We start from the raw sequence: 21124 nt of genomic DNA on the forward strand, positions 1-21124 counted from the left end.
CATGGCCAGGATCGCCGCGGCCGCCGCGCTGATCCTGGTGCCCGGCGTGCTGAGCGTGGCCGCGCCCGCCTCGGCACAGGTCACGCCGGAGCAGCACACGACGGCCAAGCCGCACGGCCTGTCCACGATCGGCCTGGCCGGCTGGCAGGTGCTCACCACCGCGAGCGTCAAGGACGGCGGCGCCAAGGTCTCCACCCCCGGCTATCCGACCGCGGGCTGGCTGCCGGTCAAGCCGGACGACGCCGGCGCGCCCGGCACCGAGATCAACGCGCTGGTGCAGAACGGCAAGTGCCCGGACGTCTTCTACTCCGACAACATGCGCAAGTGCTTCGGCTACGTCGACAAGGTCGGCCCCGTGGTGACGAAGCCGTTCTCCGACCCGTGGTGGTACCGCACGGACTTCGACCCGTCGTTCACCAAGGGGAAAAACGGGCAGCTGACCATCCCGGGCATCGTCGGCGAGGGCGACGTCTGGGTCAACGGCACCCTGGTGGCGGGCAAGGACGTGGTCAGCGGCGCGTTCGCCGGGCACACCTTCGACGTGACCAAGCTGCTCAAGCCGGGCAAGAACAGCCTGGCGATCAAGGTCTACCCGAACGACCCGCTCAAGATGTACACGCTCGACCAGGTGGACTGGGGCCAGATCCCGCCGGACAACAACACCGGCCTCCAGTACCCGCCGACGCTGCAGCTGTCCGACGCGCTCACCGGCGGCAACGCCCACGTGGTGCAGGACAACGCGGCGGACCTGTCGACGTCGTCGCTCACGGTGAAGGTGGACGTCACGAACAACGCGGCCACCGCGCAGACCGGTGACGTCGCGGCCACCGTCACCCCACCGGGCGGTGGCGCGCCGGTCGTGGTCGAGCAGCGTGTCACCGTGCCCGCGCACGCCAAGCAGACCGTCTCGTTCACCCCGGCGAAGTTCGGGCAGCTGAAGATCCGCCGACCGCAGGTGTGGTGGCCGTACTCGATGGGAGCGCAGCCGCTGTACACGCTCGGCACCGCGGTTTCCCAGGGCGGCGTGCTGTCCACCTCCTCCTCGGACACGTTCGGCATCCGCACGGTGACCTCGAAGCTGGTCGGCAAGTCCACCCCGCTGCCCGACGGCGCGCGCCAGTTCGCCGTCAACGGCAAGGACTTCGTGTTCCGCGGCGGCGGTTTCGCGCCGGACCTGTTCCTGCGCTACGACAAGGCCGACACCGCGCACCAGCTCGCGCTGATCAAGAACCTGGGCCTGTCCGGCGTCCGGCTCGAGGGCCACGACATGCCGCAGGACTTCTACGACCAGGCCGACCGCGCCGGGCTGCTGGTGATCGGCGGCTTCCTGTGCTGTGACGCCTGGCAGCCGGAGGACGCCTCGAAGCTGACCGACCGCGACTACACGATCATGCACGACTCGGCTTACTCGATCGGGCAGCGCGAGCGCAGCCACCCCAGCGTCTTCAACTACGGCTGGAGCGACAACGAGCCGGTCGCGCGGCAGGAGAGCGAGACGCTCAAGGCCTTCAAGGAAGCCGACTTCCAGGTTCCGGTGATCGCCTCGGCCGAGTACAAGAGCACGCCGACGCTGGGCAGTTCGGGGGAGAAGGAGGGGCCTTACGATTGGGTCCCGCCGTCCTACTGGTACGACACCTCGCACTTCGACAAGACCGATTCCAGCCGTACCAACGCGGGCGGCTCGTGGGGCTTCGCCAGCGAACAGAGCGCCGGGCACACCGTGCCGACGCTGGACTCGATCAAGCGGTTCCTCTCCCCGGCCGAGCAGGCGAAGCTGTGGCAGGACCCGGCGTACAACCAGTACCACGCCAATTTCGAGCCCGACCACGGTGGTTACGCCTTCGGCACGCTGTACACATTGGACAACTCCATCACCCACCGGTACGGCGCCTGGAACTCGCTCGAGTCCTATGTGGAGTCCGCGCAGCTCGCGAACTACGAGAACACCCGCTCGCAGTTCGAGTCCTTCCTGGCGCACTCGACCGACAAGAACAACCCGTCGACCGGCGTCGTCTACTGGCAGCTGAACAAGGGCTGGCCGACGCTGCTCTGGTCGCTCTACAACGACGACGGCGACCAGGCGGGCGCCTTCTTCGGCGCGAAGAAGGCCAACAAGCCGTTGCACGCGATCTACGGCTACGACACGGGCCAGGTGACCGTCGACAACCTCGGCGCCACCGCGCAGTCCGGGCTTTCCGTGCAGGCCAAGGTCTACGACACGGCGGGCAAGGTGCTCGACGACCAGACCGCGAAGAACGTTTCGCTCGGCAGCCAGGGCGTGCAGACCGGCGTGCTGAAGCCGAAGGTGCCGTCCGAGACGAAGGCGCCGGCCAAGGCGCAGGTCTACTTCGTCGAGCTGCAGGTCAGCCAGGGCGGCAAGGTCGTCGACCGCAACGTCTACTGGATGTCCACGCAGAAGGACGTCGTCGACTGGGGCAAGACCCTGGGCCAGCCGCAGGCGACGCTGAGCCAGTACAGCGACTTCACGGCGCTGCAGGACCTGCCGAAGTCACAGGTCGGCGTGACCGCTTCGACCAAGGCCGCGCCCGGGCCGGACGGCGCCGACACCGCGACCACGGTGACGGTGACCAACACCTCGAAGACCCCGGCCGTCGGGTTCTTCCTGCGGGCCGACGTCCGCCGGGGCACCCCGGACGGGCACGAGGCCGCCGGTGACAACCAGCTGGCCGCGGCGACCTGGGACGACAACGACATCACGTTGTGGCCCGGGCAGTCGCAGACGCTGACCGTCAGCTACAAGGCGGCGGACCTGCACGGCGCGCCGGCCGTGATCAGCGTCGACGGGTTCAACACCGGCAGCGTCGTGGTGCCGGCCGGTGGGCGCGGCGGCGGGCACGCGGCCGTTCCGCCGAAGGTCGAGGGGACCCGCGAGTGACGTCCGAAGAACTGGTCCTGGGCATCGATTTCGGCGGCACGAAAGTGGCGCTGGGCCTCGCCCGCCGCGACGGCACCCTGCTGGCCACGCGCCGGCTGGACACCGACGCGGCGGCGGGGGCCGAGCAGGTGGTGACGCGCGCGCTCGCCGGGGCCAGGTCCCTGGTCTCGGACGCGTACGCGCACCTCGGCTCGGTGGGCGTGGTCAGCCCCGGGATCGTGCTGCCGGACCGCATCCTCCTCGCGCCGAACGTGCCGGGGTGGGAGCGGCTGCACCTGAAGGAGCTGGTGGCCGCCGAGTTCCCGGACCTGCCGATCGCGGTCGGCACGGACGCGAAGGCGGCGGCGCTGGCGGAGTGGAAGTGGGGCACGCTCGCCGGGGCCGACCCGGCGGTGTTCCTCTCGCTGGGCACCGGCATCGCGGCGGCGGTGCTGGTCGGCGGCCGGCTGCTGACCGGCGCCAACGGGGCCGCGGGGGAGATCGGCTACAACCTGCTCGCCCCGCCGGACACCGACGGTTTCGCCAGCGGGGCGGCGCCGCTGGAGGAGGCCGTCGGCGGGCGCGGGCTGGGCAGCCGGGCGAGCGCGCTGCTCGGCCGCCCGGTCACCGCCGGCGAGCTGTTCGCCTTGGCCCGGGAGAACACCCAGGCCAAGGAGCTGGTCACGGCGGCGCTCGACGAGCTGTCCATGCACGTGGCCAACCTGGCGATCGCGTTCGACCCGCAACGCGTCGCGGTGGGCGGCGGGCTGGTCCGCTCGGCCGACGTGCTGCTGCCCGCCCTGCGCGACCGCCTGGCCGCGGCCGTGCCGTTCCCGCCCGAGCTGGTCCCGGCGCGGTTCGACCAGGACGCTTCCCTGCTGGGCGCCGTCGCGCTCGCGCTCTAGGACTCGTGAGTGTTTACGCCGGTTCTAACCGGCGTGAACACTCACGAGTCCTTGCGGACCCGGGTCGATTCGCGGACCACGAGTTCCGGGGTGAAGACGACCTGACGGCGTTGCGGCGGCTCGTCGCCGGTCTCGGCGAGCAGGAGGCTCGCGGCGGTGCGGCCGAGGCGCAGCGCGGGCTGGCGCACCGACGTCAGCGGGACCGCCGCCGCGCCGGCGAACTCGATGTCGTCGTACCCGACGATCGCCATCTCAGCGGGGACCCGGACGCCCGCGCCGACCATCGCCTGCAGCACGCCGAGGGCGAGCAAGTCGTTGGCGCAGAACACCGCCGTCGGGCGGGGGCTCATGCCGAGCAGGCGCGCGCCGGCGTCGCGGCCCGAGCTGACGTCCAGGCCGATCGCCTCCAGCACGGACAGCTCGGCGCCGGACCCGGCCAGCCCCGAGCGCACGCCCCGGTCGCGGTCGCGGCACTGGGTGAGCAGCATCGGGCCGTTCACGAACGCGATCCGCCGGTGCCCGGTCTCCAGCAGGTGCCGCGCCGCGAGCTCCCCGCCGGCGACGTCGTCCACCGACACCGAGCTGGCGTCCTCCGCCGGCACCTTGCGGTCCACGAACACGTACGGGATCCCGCTTCGCCGGAATGCCTGCATCGCGTCGCCGGCCGTGTCGACCGGGCTCAGCAGCACCCCGCGGACCCGCTGCTCGGCGAGCATCGCGAGGTACGACGCCTCGGTCTCCACCCGCTGGCTGCTGTTGCAGGTGATGATGTTGAGCCCCTCGTCGTGCGCGGCCTCCTCGGCGCCGCGGGCGACGTCGACGAAAAACGGGTTGCCGAGGTCCAGCACCAGCAGCGCCAGGATCCGGCTGCGGCCGGCGCGCAGCTGCCGCGCGGACTCGTCGCGGACGTAGCCCAGCTCCTGGATCACCGACAGCACGCGGTTGCGCGTGGCGGTGGCGACCACGTGCGGCCGGTTGACCACATTGGACACCGTGCCGATCGAGACGCCGGCCTGCCTGGCCACGTCCTTGATGCCGACCACGGCCCTCATCTCCCCTCGATGAACTCAAAAGCCAGCGTAACACGCATATGAAACGTTTCAGACGAGTGGGTGCCCGGCGCGTCGGCGAGGCTTGGGCGAGCCCGGAAAGCGGGACCCGGCGGCGGCTATCCCACGAAGGTAGCCGAAACGGCGCGGCGCGGCCAACCCGCCCGGCGTGGCGCGGCTGGGGGTTGATTCTCCGTGCTCCGACTGGTTACGCTCGCCCGGCCCGATGGTTGATACGTTTCAAGTCAGGGTGGTTCGCGCACTGTACAACCGCCCGCGTCAAGGAGGACGCCTTGGCCGTCAGCGTCGTCGCAGCTGTCCGCTTCGAACACCTCGACCCCGCGCTCGGCGTCGGCACGGCCGAACCGCGGATCTCCTGGCAGGTCCGGACCGGTGACCCGGGCTGGGCGCAGACCGCGTACGAGGTGGAGCGCGACGGCGGCGCCCCCGTCCGCGTCGAGTCCGCCGAGCAGGTGCTGGTGCCGTGGCCGTTCGAGCCGCTGGCCTCCCGGGCCCGCGCGGTCGTCCGCGTCCGCGTGGCCTCGGGGGAGGACTGGAGCGACTGGAGCGAACCGTCGCCGGTCGAGGCGGGACTGCTCGACGCGGGGGACTGGACGGCCCGGTTCGTCAGCCCGCGCGCCATCGGCACGATCGGCGGGCGCGCGCCCGTCCTGAGTCGCAAGTGGACACCGCGTTCGGCCGTCGCGTCGGCCCGGCTCTACGTCACCGCGCTCGGCGTCCACTCGGCCACGCTCAACGGCTCGCGGATCGGCGACGAGGTGCTCGGCCCGGGCTGGACCAGCTACCGGAACCGGCTGCGGTACCGGACGCACGACGTCACGGCGCTGATCGGCGAGGGTGAGAACCGCCTCGACGTGCTGCTGGGCAACGGCTGGTACCGCGGCCGCCTCGGCTGGACCGGCAAGCGCGGCGTGTACGGCGACAGGGTGGCTTTGCTGGCGCAGCTGGAAGTCCGCTACGACGACGGGACCACCGAGGTCGTCGCCACGGACGAGCAGTGGACCGCGCACGAGAGCGCCGTCGTGGACAACGACATTTACGACGGCCAGCGCACCGACCTCCGCCCGCACGAGTCCGTTGTGGACGGTGTGGAGGTGCTGCCGGGCCCGCCCGGCGAGCTGGTCGCCCCGGACGGCCCGCCGGTCCGTGTGACGCAGGTGCTGCCGGCCGTGACGGTCTCGGCGTCGCCTTCGGGCGCGACGCTGGTGGACTTCGGGCAGAACCTCGTCGGCTGGGTGCGGCTCAAGGTCCGCGATGCGCGGGCCGGCCAAGAGGTGACCGTGCGGCACGCCGAGGTGCTCGAACACGGCGAGCTGGGCACCCGGCCCCTGCGCAGCGCGAAGGCGGCCGATTCGTACGTGCTCGACGACGCGGCCGAGGCGGTGCTGGCGCCGGAGTTCACTTTCCACGGCTTCCGCTACGCCGAGATCACCGGCGTCGAGGGCCTCGCCGCGGCCGACGTCGAGGCCGTGGTGGTGGGCAGCGACCTGCGCCGCACCGGCTGGTTCGGCTGCTCGGAACCGCTGCTGGAGCGCTTCCACGAGAACGTGGTGTGGAGCATGCGCGGCAACTTCCTCGACCTGCCCACCGACTGCCCGCAGCGCGACGAGCGGCTCGGCTGGACCGGCGACATCCAGGTGTTCTCGCCGACCGCCTCGTTCCTCTTCGACACCGCCGGGTTCCTGTCGTCGTGGCTGAAGGACCTGGCGGCGGAGCAGTCCGGCGACGGCTCGGTGCCGTTCGTGGTGCCCGACGTGCTGCACACCGAAGCACCCGCCGCGACGGCGTGGGGCGACGCCGCGACCGTCGTGCCGTGGGTGCTGCACCAGCGTTACGGCGACGTCGAGGTGCTGCGCCGGCAGTTCGCCAGCATGCGCGGCTGGGTCGACCGGATGGCGGCTGCGGCCACCGGCGGCGTGTGGGCGGGCGGCTTCCAGTTCGGCGACTGGCTGGACCCGGACGCGCCGCCGGACGACCCGTTCGCGGCGAAGGCCGACCCGGACGTCGTCGCCACGGCCTACCTCGCGCACTCGGCGGGCATCGTCGCGGACGCCGCTCGCGTACTGGGCTTCGAGGAAGACGCGGCGACGTACGCAGACATCGCCGCGCGTACGCGTGCGGCTTTCGCGCGGGAGTACGTCACGGTCTCCGGTCGCTTGGTGAGCGACGCGCAGACGGCGTACGCGCTGGCGCTGGAGTTCGCGCTCCTGCCGGACGCCGGGCAGCGCGCCGTGGCCGCCGGCCGGCTCGCGGATCTGGTGCGCGCCGGCGGTTTCCGCATCGGCACCGGGTTCGTCGGGACACCCCTGATCGCGGACGCGCTGACCGCTTCGGGACGTCCGGACCTCGCGTACCGGCTGGTGCTGGAACGCGGCAACCCGTCGTGGCTCTACCCGGTGACCATGGGCGCCACCACGATCTGGGAACGCTGGGACTCGATGCTGCCGGACGGCTCGGTGAACCCGGGCGAGATGACGTCGTTCAACCACTACGCGCTCGGCGCGGTCGCGGACTGGCTGCACCGGACGGTCGCCGGGCTCGCGCCGTCGTCCCCGGGCTACCGCTCGCTGGAGGTCCGGCCGCGGCCGGACGCGGCGCTGACCCACGCGTGGGCGCGGCACGAGACGCCCTATGGCGAGGCCTCGGTGTCGTGGCGGCGCGAGGACGGCCGGTTCACGCTCGACGTCGTCGTCCCGGCGGGTGCCTCGGCCACCGTGCACGTGCCCGGCGCGGAGCCCGTGCACGTGACGCACGGGCGGCACTCGTGGACGGTGGCGGACCCGTGCGCCGCCGATGGTGCCAAGCCGCGGACGGTGCGGGAGCTGATCGACGCACCGGCGCTGTGGGCGTCTTACACCGACGTGCTGGTCGGCTTCGAGCTGGCCACGGACGCGGCCGACCTCGCCCGCCGGGCCGCGCCGTACCTGGACTTCGCCCCGGCCGAGCTGCCGGAGTTCCTGGCGCGCAAGGACTTCGCCGGGGCGGGCGCCCAGGCGCGGGCCGCGGTGGAGGCGCTGCTGCCCGGCTGAGACCCGGACCGGGGCCGTTCGAGGTTCCCGCCGTTCGTCGGGTGGGCCGGCGGTTAGCATCAGCGTGGTTTGCTCATTCTGGGAGGAGCCCGGGTGCGGATTCTCGTTTTCCTGTCGACGGTCCTGCTGGCCTGGTTCCTGACCGGGGCGGTCGCCTCGGCCGGGCCCGTGCTGGAGGGCGACACCGACAACCCGGTCTCGCCCGCGCCCGCGGTCAGCCGCCCGGACACCCCGCATTGCACGGTGTCGCTGGCGGAGAAGTTCCCCTCCAACGCGGCGGACGGCAGCCCGCAGACGTACTCCGGCACGGTGACGCCGCCGAAGAGCTGCCCCGGGCCGTGGGCGAAGGTCGTGATGGACCAGACCGTGACCGTCAGCGGCCGCCAGTACGACCGGATCGGCGACCTCCTGATCGGCGGCACCGAGGTGTGGTGGGGCACCACGGAGGAGCCCAGCGGCGAGGGCCACCGCGCGATCACGTACCACCTCGCCAAGGACCTGACGCCCTACACCGCGCTGCTCCGCACCCCGCAGCCCTTCACCGGCGGCATCGGCAACTACACCTCCGATGTCTACACCGGCGTGTACGCGCAGACCGTCACGCTCACCTACTACCGCGCCGACCACGCGCACCCGGCGCCCGAGACCGCCGACCGCGTCGTCGGCTTCCCGCACGCCGACGCGCAGCCCGGCGCCGCGACCGTCCACTTCGCCGCGAAAGACCTGCCGCGCAACATCACCCGCGCCCGGCTCGAGGTGACGCTGGAGGGCGGCGCCTGCGACGAGCAGTGGTTCGACGACGTGCCCGACGAGGTCGCGGCGAAGTACCCGGCCGCGAACATGTGCGGGCACGGCCCGTTCCGCGAGGCGAACGCGGCCCTCGACGGCGCCCCGGTCGGCGGCGTGCAGACGTTCCCGCACATCTACTCCGGCGGCATCGTGCCCACTCTGTGGCGGCCGGTGGTCGCCATCGGCACGTTCAGCCTGCACGCCGAAACGCTCGACCTCACACCGTTCGCCGGGCGGCTCGTGGACGGCGGCGCGCACGACCTTTCGTTCACCGTGCCGGACATCGGCGGCTCCTGGAGCGTGGTGGCGACCCTGCTGCTCGACACCGACCAGCACGCCGCGCGCACGTCCGGCGCGCTGACACAGGACGACGTCGCCCCGGTAGCGGCGAAGCAGACGGCGGTGAAGGACATCACCGGCGGGGTGAACGCCACCGTGACCGCGCGCCGCGACGACGTGACGGCGGGCTACGTCGACACCTCCGCTGGCCGCGTCTACACGCGGGTGGAGCGGACGCGGGACTACCGCAACAGCGACGACGTGACGGCCGCCGGCCTGACCCAGCACGTGGTGCAGTCCGACGCCGGAAAGCAGACCTCGGTGTCCACAGTGGACGGAAAGGCGCGCTCCGCGGCGCGGCACGACTGGTCGTACCCGCTCACGGTGGACGCCTCGGCGGCGAACTACGTCGACGACCAGAACTTCCGGCTCACCGGCGCGGTCGACATGACGATGCAGCTGTCGGACCTCGCCGGTGACGGGCGGTCGTGGCGCCCGGTCTCGGCGTCACGCGAGTGGCTCGGCTCGTCCGGGGTGCTGGCGCGCACGAACGGCGTCAACACGGAGTCCGACGGCAGCTCCCGCACCACGTACGCGGGCGTGGACGACCGCGGCCGGCCGTACTGGCACGCCATCACGACTGATCACGGCCTGGTCACGGCGGATGTCGGGATGCCGAACCACGGGTGACGGCCGTCTCCGCCGTCCTCACTCGTTCGGGGCAGTGGGGTAGTCTCGCCGCCATGGGGAGTCTCCGTTCGCGTGCCCTCGCCTGGGTCGGCCGCCGGTACCTGGCGCGGCAGCAGAAGCGGGGTTTCGACCTCGAAAAGATGGCCTTCCTGCCGGACACCGCGCTCATGCCGCTGCGCCGTGAGGGCCTCGACCCGGTCGCCGAGCTGGGCGCCGCGCGGGACGAGGCGCCGATCCGGAAGCTGGACATGCCGTTCGGGCTGAACGCCTGGCTCGTCACCGGGTACGAGGAAGCCAAGGCCGTCCTCGGCAAGGTGTCGGAGTTCAGCAACGACTTCACCAACCTGGTCGGCAACGCCGGGGTCACCGAGGACCAGAACCCGGGCGGCCTGGGCTTCGCCGACCCGCCGGTGCACACGCGGCTGCGCAAGCTGCTGACCGCGGAGTTCACCATGCGCCGGCTCAGCAGGCTGACCCCGCGGATCGACGCGATCGTGAACGAGCAGCTCGACGCGATGGCCGCCACCGAGGGCCCGGTCGACCTGTGGGAGCAGTTCGCGCTGCCGATCCCGTCGCTGGTGATCTGCGAGCTGCTCGGCGTGTCCTATGAGGACCGCGCAGACGTCCAGCGGCTGAGCACCGCGCGCTTCGACCTGTTCGGCGGGGCGGGCGCCTCGCTCGGCGCGATGTCGGAATCGCTGGAGTACCTGCTGGAAGTCGTCCGCAAGCAGCGCGAGGAGCCGGGCGACGGCCTGCTCGGCATGCTGATCAAGGACCACGGCGACGAGATCAGCGACCAGGAGCTGGCGGGCCTCGCCGACGGCGTGCTGACCGGCGGCCTGGAGACCACGGCGAGCATGCTCGCCCTCGGCGCCCTGGTCGTGCTGCGCGACCCGGCGGCCTTCGACGCCGCCAACGGCGACGACGACGCGGTGCACCGGTTCGTCGAGGAGCTGCTGCGGTACCTGGCCGTGGTGCAGATGGCGTTCCCGCGTTTCGCCAAGCAGGACATCGAGATCGAAGGCGTCCGCATCGGCGAGGGCGACATCGTGCTGGCTTCGCTCTCCGGCGCCAACCGCGACGCGGTCCTGGGCGCGGACATGGAGAGCTTCGACCCGACCCGCGAGCCCACCTCCCACCTGGCGTTCGGCTACGGCGCCCACCGCTGCATCGGCGCGGAACTGGCCCGCATGGAACTGCGCACCGCCTACCCGGCCCTGGTCCGGCGCTTCCCGAAGCTGCGCCTGGCGGTGGAACCGGAGGAGCTGACGTTCCGCAAGGTGTCGATCGTCTACGGGCTCGATTCACTGCCCGTGCTGGTGGACTGACCGCCGGTTCGGTGACTCGGTCACCCGCGGCTCGGTGGCTCGGCTTTGGTGGCTCGGGGCTCGGTCGTTCGGCCGCGCGGGCCTGTGCTGCTGCCGAAAGCTGTGACCACACGAGCCGGCGCGTTGTCCGGGACCACCACAGGCTCGGCGGCCCTTGCGAGGGGCGAGCCTTTTCTGGCGGTGAGCGTGGCCGCAGTCGAGCCTTCCGCGTGCGGGCCGCTGTGCTGTCGCGGTGTCCGGGGTCGGTGGAGGTTCGGCGGCCCCAGCGGAGGGGCGAGCCTTCTCCGGCGGTGAGCGCGGCCGTTCTCGGGCCGCGTGTGGGTCGGTGGTGTCCGGGCCGGTGGAGGTTCAGCGGCTCCTGCGACGGGCGAGCCTTCCTCAGCGGTGAGCGTGGCCGCGACCGGGTCGGCCGCGCGTGAGCCGGTGGCATCGCGGCGCCCGGGACCACCGCGGGCTCAGCGGACCCCGCGAGGCCGGAACTGGATGCTGATCCGCGGCCCCACCCCCTTGGCCGTCTTGGGGATCGCGTGTTCCCAGGTGCGCTGGCAGGAGCCGCCCATCACGATCAGGTCGCCGTGGCCCAGGGGGTAACGGTGGGATTCGCCGCCGCCGCGGGGGCGCAGGGCCAAAACCCGGGGGGAGCCGACCGAGAGGATCGCGACCATGGTGTCCTCGCGGCGGCCGCGGCCCAGATTGTCGCCGTGCCAGGCGACGCTGTCGCGGCCGTCGCGGTAGTAGCAGAGGCCCGCGGTGCGGAACGGCTCGCCCAGTTCGGGGCCGTAGTGCGTGCTCAGTGCCTCCCGCGCCGAGGCCAGCACCGGATCGGGCAGCGGCGCTTCCTCGCCGTAGAAGCACAACAGCCGCGGCACCGCCACGACGCGGTCGTACATCTGCCGCCGCTCCTCCTGCCACGGGACCTCCGCGGCGAGCCGGGTGAACAGCTCCCCGGACCCGGACAGCCAGCCGGGCAGCACGTCGACCCACGCGCCTTCACCCAGCTCCGTGCGCCGGGCGTCGCCGAGCGGGCCCAGCTCGGCCGGCCCGGAGTCGCCGAACAGCGAGCCCTGCAGTGCCTGCGTCATGGCGGCCACCCTACACGATCATTCGAACATACGGCGGGACTTGCCTCACTGCTGTCCTTTCTGTATATACTGTACATATTCAGTGAGGGAAGGAGGGTCGTGCGGGTCGTTTTGTCGAACAGTGCCGGCACGCCGCTGTACGAACAGATCAAGGAACAGGTGGGCGCGGCCATCCTGGCGGGCGAGCTCGCGGAGGGCACTCCGTTGCCGTCGGTCCGCGCCCTGGCCCGCGATCTGCGGATCAGTGTCATCACGACGACGCGGGCGTATTCGGAGCTGGCTGCCGAGGGATTCATCACGACCGTCCCGGGCAAGGGCGCCTTCGTTCAGCCATTGGACACGGAACTCGTGCGGGAGCAGCGGGTCCGCCAAGTGGAAGAAGGCCTGCAAGCCGCACTGGATGCCGCCCGCCCGGCCGGCTTGAGCCGTGGCGATCTCATCGAGATCCTCGATGCGCTGATCCAGGCCGAGAAGGCGAACAGCCTTGAGTAACGCGACCGGACAACACGATGGAGGAAGGGGCCAGTCCGTGGATTCAGACCTTGCGTTCGCCCTTCGTGGAGTGAGCTCCACAGTCGGCTCATTCGCATTGCGCGACATCAGTTTCTCGCTTCCGCTGGGCTACGTCATGGGTTTTATCGGAGCCAATGGCGCGGGAAAGACGACGACCATCCGATGTCTGCTGGGCATGCAGCAGATCCAGCAGGGCGAGATCGAGGTGCTCGGTCACCCGGTGCCCGGTCCGGTCGCACAGCGACAAGACCTCGGGGTCGTCCTGGACCACACCTATCTCGTCGGTGACTGGCGGCTGACCGAGGTGGAGCGGGCGGTCCGCCCCTTCTACGACCGTTGGGACACCGACCGGTACCACCAGCTGCTCGGGGCCTTCGGGCTGAGTCCGCGGGCCCGGGTCAAGGACCTGTCCCGCGGCATGGCCGTGAAGCTGATGATCACGCTGGCGCTGTCCCATCAAGCACGGCTGCTCGTCTTCGACGAGCCGACCAGCGGCCTGGACCCGGTGGCCCGGGACGAACTCGTCGGGATCCTCGGGGACTTCCTCCTCGACGAAGGGCACAGCGTGCTGTTCTCGACGCACATCACCTCCGACCTCGAGCGCATCGGCGACTACCTGACGCTCATCCACGGCGGGCGGATCATCTGCACCGGCACCAAGGAGGAGGTCCTGGACAGTTACCGCGTCGTGCGGGGCGGCCCGGACGATTTGGCGGACACCCCCGGCGTCCGGCTCATCGGCGCCCGCCGCACCGCGATCGGGGCACAGGCGCTGGTACCTGCCGAGGATGCCGGACTGCTGGGCGCGCGGGTGGTCATCGAGGCTCCGACCTTGGAGGAGCTCGCCGTCCATCTCGGAGCGCCCGCGACCGGTCACGGCCCGGGAGCCGAATCGCCGGGTGATGCCGAGCCTCGGGCGGCCCGTTCGATCTCAAGCAGGGCGACCAAGTGACCACTCTCGCCCGGCTGCTGGTGCTGGACCTGCGGGTCATCGCGCCCTATCGCCGCCAAGCCCTCATCACCACCGGGATAGTCCTGGTCATGCTCTTCGACCGGCCGGAGGTCATCCTGCCGGCGCTGATCATCCTGTCCGCGTCCTGGACGGCCAGCTACCCGTTCCAGGTCTCCGACAAGGCGAAGCTGGAGACGCTGTACGCGGTTCTGCCGGTCACCCGCCGGTCCCTGCTGCTCGGGCGTTACCTGTGGTCGCTGGCGATCTTCGTCTGCTACTCAGTCGTCGGCATGGCCGCGTCGCTGGTATCGGCGCACGTGCAGAACATCGCCTTCGCCGGCCCGGCCGTCGCGGAGGTGCTGGCGATCTCCTGGGCGGCGTTCGCGCTCAACATCTCCATTCAGTACCCGCTGTACGTCCGTTTCGGCTACCTGCGGGCCGGCCTGCTCGGCACGATCCTCCCGATCGCGGTGGCCGCGGTGGCCGTGACCCGATTTCACCTGAACATCCGCCCGGACGCGATGTGGCTCGCTCTCATCGCCGTCGCCGGCGCGGTCCTGTTCGTGATTTCCGCTGCGGTCGCCACGATCATCGACCCGGCCAAGTCGGGCACGGCGCGGTGGGCGGTCACCTGACTGCCCGGCCCCTGTTGCTGCTCACCACGACCGGCGCGCGCGGCGGCGAAGCCAGGACGACTCCGTTGTCCGACGTGGCCGACGGTGCGGACCTGGTGGTGTTCGCCTTGAACCGTGGCACGCCAAGGGATCCCGACTGGTTCCGCAATCCGGCGGCCCGCCCGCCCGCCGCCGTTGACCGGCACCGAGCGCGTCAGCCGGGACCGTCGCTGGTCGCGGCGAGCAGCGGGACCACCAGCTCGCTGATGGGGGTCGGGATGCCGTGCTGCCGCCCGCGCCGCAACACGACCCCGTTCCGGACGTCCCATTCGAGCGGCCGGCCCGCCTCGCGGTCGGTCAGGATCGACGTGCCCATGTCGGCCGGGTAGGACCGGAAGGCGTCGATCATCTCCTGGGGCAGCTCGTCGCCGAGTTCGGCGCCCTCGGCCCGGGCCACGGCGAGGCACTCCCGCAGGTACGCGAGGCCGAGCCCGGCGATGTCGTCGCGGGCGAACACGCCCGCGCGCCTGCCGGTGAGGGCCATCAGGCCCGCGATCGCGTTCTGCAGGAGCTTGCGCCACGCCAGCGACGTGAAGTCGGCGGCCGGCTCGACCGTGCACAGGCTTCCGGACAGCGCTTCGGAAACGGCGCGGCCCGGCTCGGTGTCCGGCACGGTCAGGCGGGCCTCGTCGCGCAGCCAGACCGAGCCGTCGGGCTGGGTCTGGGCCGGGAACCAGACGATGCTGGGCAGCACCCGGCCATGGGGGACATGAGGGGCGACAACGGTTTCCTGCTCCACCCCGTTCTGCAGCACGCAGACCACGGTGTCCGGCCGGCACAGCGCGGCCAGCCAGGGCGCGGCCGCCTCGACCTGAGTGGCTTTCACGGCCAGGAAAACCAGGTCGGCCGGGGCCGCGCCCTGGGCCGCGTCGACCCGGACCGGGCCGGGCACCACGATGCGGTCCGCCGCGGCACGCAGCTCGAGCTGGGCACGGGCGGTGCGGCCGTACAGCCTGGGCGCGCGCCCGGCTTGGTGCAGCGCCGCCGCGACGGTCGTGCCGATCGCTCCCGGGCCGACCACGGCGACGTTCGGGGTCGTTGTCATGCGTTGATTGTGCCCACTGACCGTGCGTGATTCAGGCCCCGGGGCGGTTCGCGACCGGGATCACGATCGGCGTCTGCGTCGGTGAGGTGCCGTTGTCGAGGAACAGCATCGCGATGGCCCGCACGAACTGGTCGAACGCGTAGAACCCGGCGGGCGCGACGGGCAGCAGTCCCTCCCGGAAGGCGATGTAGGCCGGCCAGCCGGTGCGGACCGCGGCCGCGGCCAGGTAGTCGCGGGGCAGTTCGAGCCAGTCGGCGATCCGGTCGTTGAGCACGTAGCGCACGAACTCGTTCAGGAAGCCGCGGGTGACGCCCAGATCGAGCTGCGCGGTCAGCCCGAGCAGCTCCTGGGCGAGCTCCTTGCCTTCGGTGGTCGGAGTGAGGATCGGGGTGAGGACCTGCGCCGACTGCGCGTCCGCGGCGGCCCAGCTCCGCGGGATGAACTCGTCCCGCACGCCGAGCAGGTGGATGGCGACCTGCCACAGGTGCAGGAACGCGTCCTCCTCCGCGGCCGTCATCGGGACCTGCCATTCGAGCAGCTTCCGGTGCACGAAGGTGCCCAGGCTGTGGAAGGTGACCAGGATGTCGCCGTTGCTGATCGGGGTCTTCTCCTCGGCGACCGCCCGCCAGTGCGCGGACTGCGGCAGCAGGTGCCGCACCCCGGCGTGCACCAGGCGCGTTTTGTTGGCCGTGACCACGAACTGGCCGCCGGGCTCGAAGGCGGTCAGCTCGCTCAGGTCGTAGCCGAAGGTGAAAGTCTTGGCCGCGCGGTCCTTCATGTTCGCGCCGCCCGCGGACCAGTAGACCGACCTGGCCTCCCGCGGGATCACCGTGCTCATGATGCCGCTGCCGAGGCCGTACAGCATGAACAGGTAAGTGTCCTTGCGGCGGTTGAAATCGGCGGCCAGGCGCAGCTTGGCGGGGTCGGCCCAGGACGGCAGGCGGTTGGCCCGGCCGAGGTGGGTGGCGAGGTCCGCGGGCAGTCCGGCCGGCAGCGGATCACCGTTGTTCAGCCACGAATGCAGCGCGGCGTTGACCGCCGGAACCTGGCCGTTGTCGAGGAGCGCGGCCAGCAGCGGGTCGGCCTCGTCGTCCCAGACCGACCACGGATCGGTGCCCGTGCCGGTTCCGGCCACCGATCCCGACGACGCCCACGCCCACGCCGGCGTGACGCTCGCGGCACCGGCGAGGCCCAGTGCGGCACCGAGGGTGAGGACCCTCCTCCTGCTGAGATCTTCCATTTACTTACCTGCTTCCCTGAGGCCACGTTGCCTGAACATCACGCCGTTTAGGCTGATGCGAGGGTGTTGCGGGTTCGTCATGCAATGTGATTCTTCATTAACATAGCGACCGGTGGCGCGGCTCGGCAAGCCCGGCTCGTGATTGACTGGCGCGCATGGCCTTGTCCGCTCCCGCGCCGGCCAGGGCGCCGTGGTGACCTCCGAGCCGGCCGTCCGGCCGCGCAACCGGCGGCAGCTCATCGTCGAAGCGGCCGGCCGGGTGTTCAGCACGCGCGGTTACCACGCCGCGTCCATGGAGGAGATCGCCGCCGCCGTCGGGATCACCGCCGCGGCCCTGTATCGGCACTTCCCGAACAAGTACGCGCTGTTCACCGAGTGCGCGAACGTGATGGCGGACCGGCTCGTCGCCGCACTCGACGAGGTGGCGCCCGAGTCCGCGCTGGCGGAGACGCTGGACGTCGTCACCCGGGTCACCGTCGCCCATCGCGCCTCCGGCGGGGTGTACCGCTGGGAGGCGCGGTATCTCGACCGCGAGGACCGGCAGCGGCTCAAGGCGAAGTTCGCTTACGTCGTCGGCCGGGTCGCCGACGTGCTGCGGCGCGACCACCCGATGCCTGGCGACGATCTGCGCGCGGTGGCCGCCCTCGGCGTGATCGGGTCGATCACCATGCACCACACCTCGATCGCGCACCGCCGGGTGGAAAGCCTGCTGCTGACCTCCGCCGTGCGGGCCGCCACCACCGGAGCCGTGGCCGGCAGCGCGCGCCGGGTCGAGCTGCCCGCGCTGCCGGTGCCCCGGACCCGGCGCGCGGAGATCCTGGCCGCCGCCATCCCGCTGTTCGAACGGGACGGGTTCGCCGCCGTGACCAACGGCCGGATCGCGGAGGCGGTGGGGGTCACGACGTCCGCGATCTACCGCCATTACCCCGGCAAGGCCGACATCCTGGCCGCGGCCTGCCTGCAAGCCGCGGAGCTGCTGGCGCAGGCCGTGGACCGGAACCTCGAGGGTGTGGCCGATCCGCGCGCGGCCGTGATCGCGCTGGCGGCGACGTACGTCGCGTACAGCTTCGCCCACACCGCGCTCACCAGCGTCGCCGAGGCCGAGATCATCGGCATGCCGGCCGCGTTGCAGGGGCCCGTCGTGCGCGCCCAGCGTGAGCACATCGCGGTGTGGGAACAGCAATTGCGGCTGGCCCGGCCCGACCTCGACCCGCGCCAGGCCCGGGTACTGGTGCACGCGGGCTTCGGTGTGGTGGTCGAAGCCGGGCGCCGGCTGCGCTGGCGGGACACCGAGGAGCATCGCGCCGCCGTCACCGCGCTCGTGGTGGCCGCGCTGGGCCTCGCTACGGGCTGAGTTCTTCCGCGGGCGCAGCCGGTTTCGGATGCGCCGTCACCACCAGCCGGTGCGTGCGCGCCCCCGGGGCTGCTTCGTCGTGGTAGCGCGAGACGAGGCCGGCGACGAGTGCGGTCAGCTCTTCGGTGAACGCCGCGCGGTCGCGCGCCGAGCCGAACGCGATCTCCGTGTCGAGCGTCAGCGTCGGCAACGGTTGTTCCGCGCGCGCGGCGCGGCGGACGAGTCCGGCGACCTCCTGCACCGTGCGTCCGGCGACGGCGAGCTGGTAGGCCGCCGAAAGGCGGTCCGGCTCGACCGCGCTCCGCCCGGCCTCGCCGAGGGCGGCGGGGGAGACGAGGTACGACGCGGCGGTGGCGGTGAAGAGCCGCTCGGTCAGCCCGCCCCACCGCCGCGAGCCCGCGGGCTCGACCAGGCCGTGCGTCTCCAGCGCGCGCAGGTGGTAGTGCACTTTCTGCCTCGACAGCCCGAGGCGCGCGGCGAGCGCGGCGGCGGAAGCCGGTTCGGTCAGGGCCGCCAGCAGCCGCGCCCGGACCGGGTCCAGCGCGGCGGCCGCCGCGGCCGGGTCCTCGATCACCTCGACGTCGAACATGCACTGAGCCAAGCAGTGACAAACAAAGTCGTCAAGGGGCCCCGGAACGGGTGCTTGTCTGTTTCCGCCCGTGCTCGTACAGTCAGCACGCAGGTCCGGCAGTGGTCTGGACCTGTCTGCTACCGCCGCCCTGATGTTCCTGGAGGTTGGCTAGTGCGCAGAAGATTACGGCTCGGTGCAGTGCTTGGCGGGGCCCTGTTCGGCCTGGCGGTGGTGACCCCGGTCGCGAGTGCGCAGGTGGGCACCGGACCGTGGAACCCCTGGTCGCCGGGCTATTCGGAGCAGGAGCGCGGGTGCGGCCAGATCAGCGGCCTCACGTTCCAGCTCACCTGCTCCACCGGCAGCGGCGACCAGCGCGCCGAGCGGCGGTACGACACCTACACCGGCGGCACGCACCAGTTCGAGGGCTCGTTCAAGATCACCAGCATGAGCGGCACGCGCATCAGCGTGAAGCAGACCTTCCGCGACGGCTCGAACGCGGGCCCGTATTTCCTGCTGGCGGTCGAAAAGGGCGGGCGGATGTACGCGGTGGAGGGCGGGCAGACGCTCGCCGGCGGCGCCACCGTCGGGACCTCCGTGCGGGTCAACACGATCAACCAGGTCGGCAGCACGCACAAGGTCTACATCAACGGCTCGCTCAAGCAGACCATCGACAGCCCGAGCGGCAGCTACTACGACAAGTTCGGCTCGTACCGGACCTCCAGCGGGGCCGGCCCGATCACCGTGCAGTGGAGCGGCGTCAAGTTCTGGACGAAGTGACCCCGCGGGCGGCGTCCCCGGTGCCCGCCGGGGGCGCCGCCCACTCGGCCGGTGAGTCCCATGAGGACAGTCGCAGGCCGCTGGTGAACCGTCGCGGCGCGCCGGTCAGCGGATCGTCGAACTCGAGCGTCTTCGCCAGCAGCTGCAACGGTTTCGTGAAGTCGTCGAGCGGGGTTTCGGTGACCACGGGGTAGAAGCCGTCGCCGAGGATGGGGATGCCGAGCCCGTTGAGGTGCACGCGCAGCTGGTGCGTGCGGCCGGTGGCGGGCACCAGCCGGTAGCGGCCCAGCCCGTCGCGGTGCTCCAGCAGCTCCACGTACGTCTCGGCGTTCACCTCGCCCGGAACCTCTTGGGCGGCCAGCACTCCGCGTTCCTTGACGATCCGGCTCCGGACCGTGCGCGGCAGCCCCAGTGCCGCGTCGTACGGCGCGATCGCCTCGTATTCCTTGTGCACCAGGCGATCGCGGAACATCGTCTGGTACGCCCCGCGCGCGGACGGGGTGATCACGAACATCACCAGCCCGGCCGTGACGCGGTCGAGCCGGTGGGCGGGCGACAGCGCCGGCAGGCCGAGGTCGCGGCGCAGCCGGACCAGCGCCGTCTCGAGGATGTGCTGCCCACGCGGGATGGTCGCGAGGAAGTGCGGTTTGTCGACCACGAGGAGGTGCTCGTCGCGGTGCACGACCGCGATGTCGAACGGCACCGGCACCTCGTCGGGCAGGTCGCGGTGGAACCAGATGAACGTGCCGGGCTCGAACGCCGTCCCGACGCCGAGCGGGCCGTCCGGGCCGAAGATCCGCTCCTCGCGCAGCATCTCTTCGATCCGCGCGGGCGCGACGCGGGGCAGCCGTTCGACCAGGTGCTCCAGCAGTGTGCCCCACGGGCCTTCGTCGGGCAGCCGCAGCCGCGCCGGGTCGAGCCCGTGGCGTGGCGGCAGCGGGGCCGGGAGCTTGCGTCTCATCGGACGCCGAGTCTAGTCGCCGCTGTGCTGCCGGTAGATCGCGATGTAGCGGGCCTTCGCTTCGGCGTCGGCGGCGTCGAACGCCTCCTTGCGGATGCGCTTGCCGGTGCCCGGCGCGAAGCCGTTGCGCGAGAGCCGGTGGTCGATGCTCTCCTCCATGTACGCGCAGGAGTAGAAGTACGCCACCAGCGCGGCCATCAGCACGATCGCCAGCCGGAGCTGGATCGGGCCGGGCAGCAGCAGCCAGACCAGGCAGAGCGGCGCGATGCCGACGGAACTGCGCAGCACGTGCCGCGCTTTCCAGTGCTTCGACGTGGTGTCGTGCAGGATCCAGTCGCGGTACCGCTCGGGCAGCCGGCCGCCCACGGCGTACCAGAACCAGCGGAGCACTCCCGGACGTGTCATCTCGTCCTCCATCGCCGAGTTCCCCTATCGCTTGCAGAGTACACTAATGATTAGTGCACTAACGATTAGTGTAGGCCAGGCCACTCCGCTAAAGTGGCGCGACGCGAGAAGGAGGAACCGTGGCCGAGATCGACCTGGGCGAGGACCCGTTGAAGCTCGACCGTCAGGTGTGCTTCGCGCTGTCGGTCGCTTCGCGCAGCGTGATCGCGATCTACCGGCCCCTGCTCGAACCGCACGGGCTGACGCACCCGCAATACCTCGTGATGCTCGCGCTGTGGGAGAAGGCGCCGAGGTCGGTGAAGGACCTCGGCGCGGCGCTGCGCCACGAGCCGGCGACGCTGTCCCCGCTGCTCAAACGGCTGGAAGCGATGGACTACGTGACGCGGGGCCGCAGCCGCTCCGACGAGCGGCAGCTGACCGTCGAGCTGACCGCGAAGGGCCGGGCGCTGCGCGCGGAGGCGGAGAAGATCCCGTACCGCGTGGTCGAAACGCTCGGCATGGAGCTGTCCGAGCTGGAGGCCCTGCACACCGCGCTGGGCCGGGTGATCGCGGCGACCGCATAAACGTTCGTGTACGGCTCTTGTA

Annotated in this window: 18 protein-coding genes and 1 pseudogene; 12 read left to right on the plus strand and 7 right to left on the minus strand. The window is 71.4% G+C overall.

Going from position 1 to position 21124, the window contains the following annotated elements; genetic code table 11:
- Nucleotide 1: 1 nt before the first annotated feature.
- Both BMY97_RS08350 and BMY97_RS08355 read left to right on the plus strand, forming a co-directional pair.
- Entirely contained in the window at nt 2-2896 is a 2895-nt protein-coding gene (locus BMY97_RS08350) for a glycosyl hydrolase 2 galactose-binding domain-containing protein (protein WP_091615023.1), read from the plus strand.
- Nucleotides 2893-3780, plus strand: coding sequence for an ROK family protein (locus tag BMY97_RS08355; RefSeq protein ID WP_091615025.1), 888 nt, complete (start codon nt 2893-2895; stop codon nt 3778-3780). Before BMY97_RS08350 ends, BMY97_RS08355 begins: the two co-directional genes overlap by 4 nt.
- 41 nt (nt 3781-3821) lie before the next feature.
- Here the strand turns inward: BMY97_RS08355 and BMY97_RS08360 are convergent, their stop codons facing one another.
- Nucleotides 3822-4823 (minus strand): LacI family DNA-binding transcriptional regulator, encoded by a 1002-nt coding sequence (locus BMY97_RS08360; RefSeq protein WP_091615027.1) that lies wholly within the window; start codon nt 4821-4823, stop codon nt 3822-3824.
- A gap of 299 nt (nt 4824-5122) precedes the next feature.
- Here BMY97_RS08360 and BMY97_RS08365 point away from each other — a divergent pair, with 299 nt between their 5' ends.
- The 3 genes from BMY97_RS08365 (at nt 5123) to BMY97_RS08375 (ending at nt 10965) form a co-directional block, all read left to right on the plus strand.
- Complete coding sequence (locus BMY97_RS08365) at nt 5123-7879, plus strand: glycoside hydrolase family 78 protein (protein WP_245787220.1); 2757 nt, start codon at nt 5123-5125, stop codon at nt 7877-7879.
- 93 nt (nt 7880-7972) lie between these two features.
- Nucleotides 7973-9637, plus strand: coding sequence for a peptide-N4-asparagine amidase (locus BMY97_RS08370; protein WP_091615033.1), 1665 nt, complete (start codon nt 7973-7975; stop codon nt 9635-9637).
- Nucleotides 9638-9690: 53 nt separating this feature from the next.
- Nucleotides 9691-10965, plus strand: coding sequence for a cytochrome P450 (locus BMY97_RS08375; protein ID WP_091615036.1), 1275 nt, complete (start codon nt 9691-9693; stop codon nt 10963-10965).
- 455 nt (nt 10966-11420) lie between these two features.
- Here the strand turns inward: BMY97_RS08375 and BMY97_RS08380 are convergent, their stop codons facing one another.
- Nucleotides 11421-12047, minus strand: coding sequence for an alpha-ketoglutarate-dependent dioxygenase AlkB family protein (locus tag BMY97_RS08380; protein ID WP_091616170.1), 627 nt, complete (start codon nt 12045-12047; stop codon nt 11421-11423).
- 99 nt (nt 12048-12146) lie between these two features.
- Here BMY97_RS08380 and BMY97_RS08385 point away from each other — a divergent pair, with 99 nt between their 5' ends.
- From BMY97_RS08385 to BMY97_RS49530, 4 genes and pseudogenes are all read left to right on the plus strand, one after another.
- Complete coding sequence (locus BMY97_RS08385; RefSeq protein ID WP_091615039.1) at nt 12147-12539, plus strand: GntR family transcriptional regulator; 393 nt, start codon at nt 12147-12149, stop codon at nt 12537-12539.
- 70 nt (nt 12540-12609) lie between these two features.
- Nucleotides 12610-13512: an ABC transporter ATP-binding protein gene (locus tag BMY97_RS08390; protein WP_281246887.1), complete on the plus strand. Its 903-nt coding sequence runs from the start codon at nt 12610-12612 to the stop codon at nt 13510-13512.
- Entirely contained in the window at nt 13509-14147 is a 639-nt protein-coding gene (locus BMY97_RS08395; RefSeq protein WP_091615044.1) for an ABC-2 transporter permease, read from the plus strand. The genes BMY97_RS08390 and BMY97_RS08395 overlap by 4 nt, the downstream gene beginning before the upstream one ends.
- Nucleotides 14132-14278: pseudogene (locus BMY97_RS49530) on the plus strand (nitroreductase/quinone reductase family protein); the annotation flags it as partial. The gene BMY97_RS08395 and the pseudogene BMY97_RS49530, both read left to right, overlap by 16 nt.
- Nucleotides 14279-14340: 62 nt before the next feature.
- On the opposite strand, the gene BMY97_RS08405 reads toward BMY97_RS49530, so the two are convergent.
- Together BMY97_RS08405 and BMY97_RS08410 are read right to left on the minus strand one after the other, a co-directional pair.
- Nucleotides 14341-15231 carry an oxidoreductase gene (locus BMY97_RS08405; protein ID WP_091615047.1) on the minus strand — a complete coding sequence of 297 codons (891 nt, stop codon included), beginning with the start codon at nt 15229-15231 and terminating at the stop codon, nt 14341-14343.
- A gap of 31 nt (nt 15232-15262) precedes the next feature.
- Nucleotides 15263-16471, minus strand: coding sequence for an oxygenase MpaB family protein (locus BMY97_RS08410; RefSeq protein ID WP_091615050.1), 1209 nt, complete (start codon nt 16469-16471; stop codon nt 15263-15265).
- Nucleotides 16472-16664: 193 nt separating this feature from the next.
- Here BMY97_RS08410 and BMY97_RS08415 point away from each other — a divergent pair, with 193 nt between their 5' ends.
- Nucleotides 16665-17825, plus strand: coding sequence for a TetR/AcrR family transcriptional regulator (locus tag BMY97_RS08415; protein ID WP_091616173.1), 1161 nt, complete (start codon nt 16665-16667; stop codon nt 17823-17825).
- Here BMY97_RS08415 and BMY97_RS08420 read toward each other — a convergent pair.
- On the minus strand, nt 17815-18414 hold the full coding sequence (locus BMY97_RS08420) for an ArsR/SmtB family transcription factor (RefSeq protein WP_091615052.1): 600 nt from the start codon (nt 18412-18414) through the stop codon (nt 17815-17817). The two genes, BMY97_RS08415 and BMY97_RS08420, sit on opposite strands and share 11 nt — an antisense overlap.
- A 180-nt stretch (nt 18415-18594) precedes the next feature.
- Between BMY97_RS08420 and BMY97_RS08425 the strand changes: the two genes are divergently transcribed.
- Nucleotides 18595-19173 carry a hypothetical protein gene (locus tag BMY97_RS08425; RefSeq protein ID WP_091615055.1) on the plus strand — a complete coding sequence of 193 codons (579 nt, stop codon included), beginning with the start codon at nt 18595-18597 and terminating at the stop codon, nt 19171-19173.
- Here the strand turns inward: BMY97_RS08425 and BMY97_RS08430 are convergent.
- Together BMY97_RS08430 and BMY97_RS08435 are read right to left on the minus strand one after the other, a co-directional pair.
- Nucleotides 19154-20134 (minus strand): RluA family pseudouridine synthase, encoded by a 981-nt coding sequence (locus tag BMY97_RS08430; RefSeq protein ID WP_091615057.1) that lies wholly within the window; start codon nt 20132-20134, stop codon nt 19154-19156. The two genes, BMY97_RS08425 and BMY97_RS08430, sit on opposite strands and share 20 nt — an antisense overlap.
- 12 nt (nt 20135-20146) lie before the next feature.
- Nucleotides 20147-20539 carry a DUF5313 domain-containing protein gene (locus BMY97_RS08435; RefSeq protein WP_091616175.1) on the minus strand — a complete coding sequence of 131 codons (393 nt, stop codon included), beginning with the start codon at nt 20537-20539 and terminating at the stop codon, nt 20147-20149.
- 119 nt (nt 20540-20658) lie between these two features.
- On the opposite strand from BMY97_RS08435, the gene BMY97_RS08440 reads away from it, so the two are divergent.
- Entirely contained in the window at nt 20659-21102 is a 444-nt protein-coding gene (locus BMY97_RS08440; protein WP_091615060.1) for a MarR family winged helix-turn-helix transcriptional regulator, read from the plus strand.
- Nucleotides 21103-21124 lie beyond the last annotated feature (22 nt).

It is taken from the genome of Amycolatopsis saalfeldensis, assembly GCF_900110575.1.
GTDB lineage: Bacteria > Actinomycetota > Actinomycetes > Mycobacteriales > Pseudonocardiaceae > Amycolatopsis > Amycolatopsis saalfeldensis.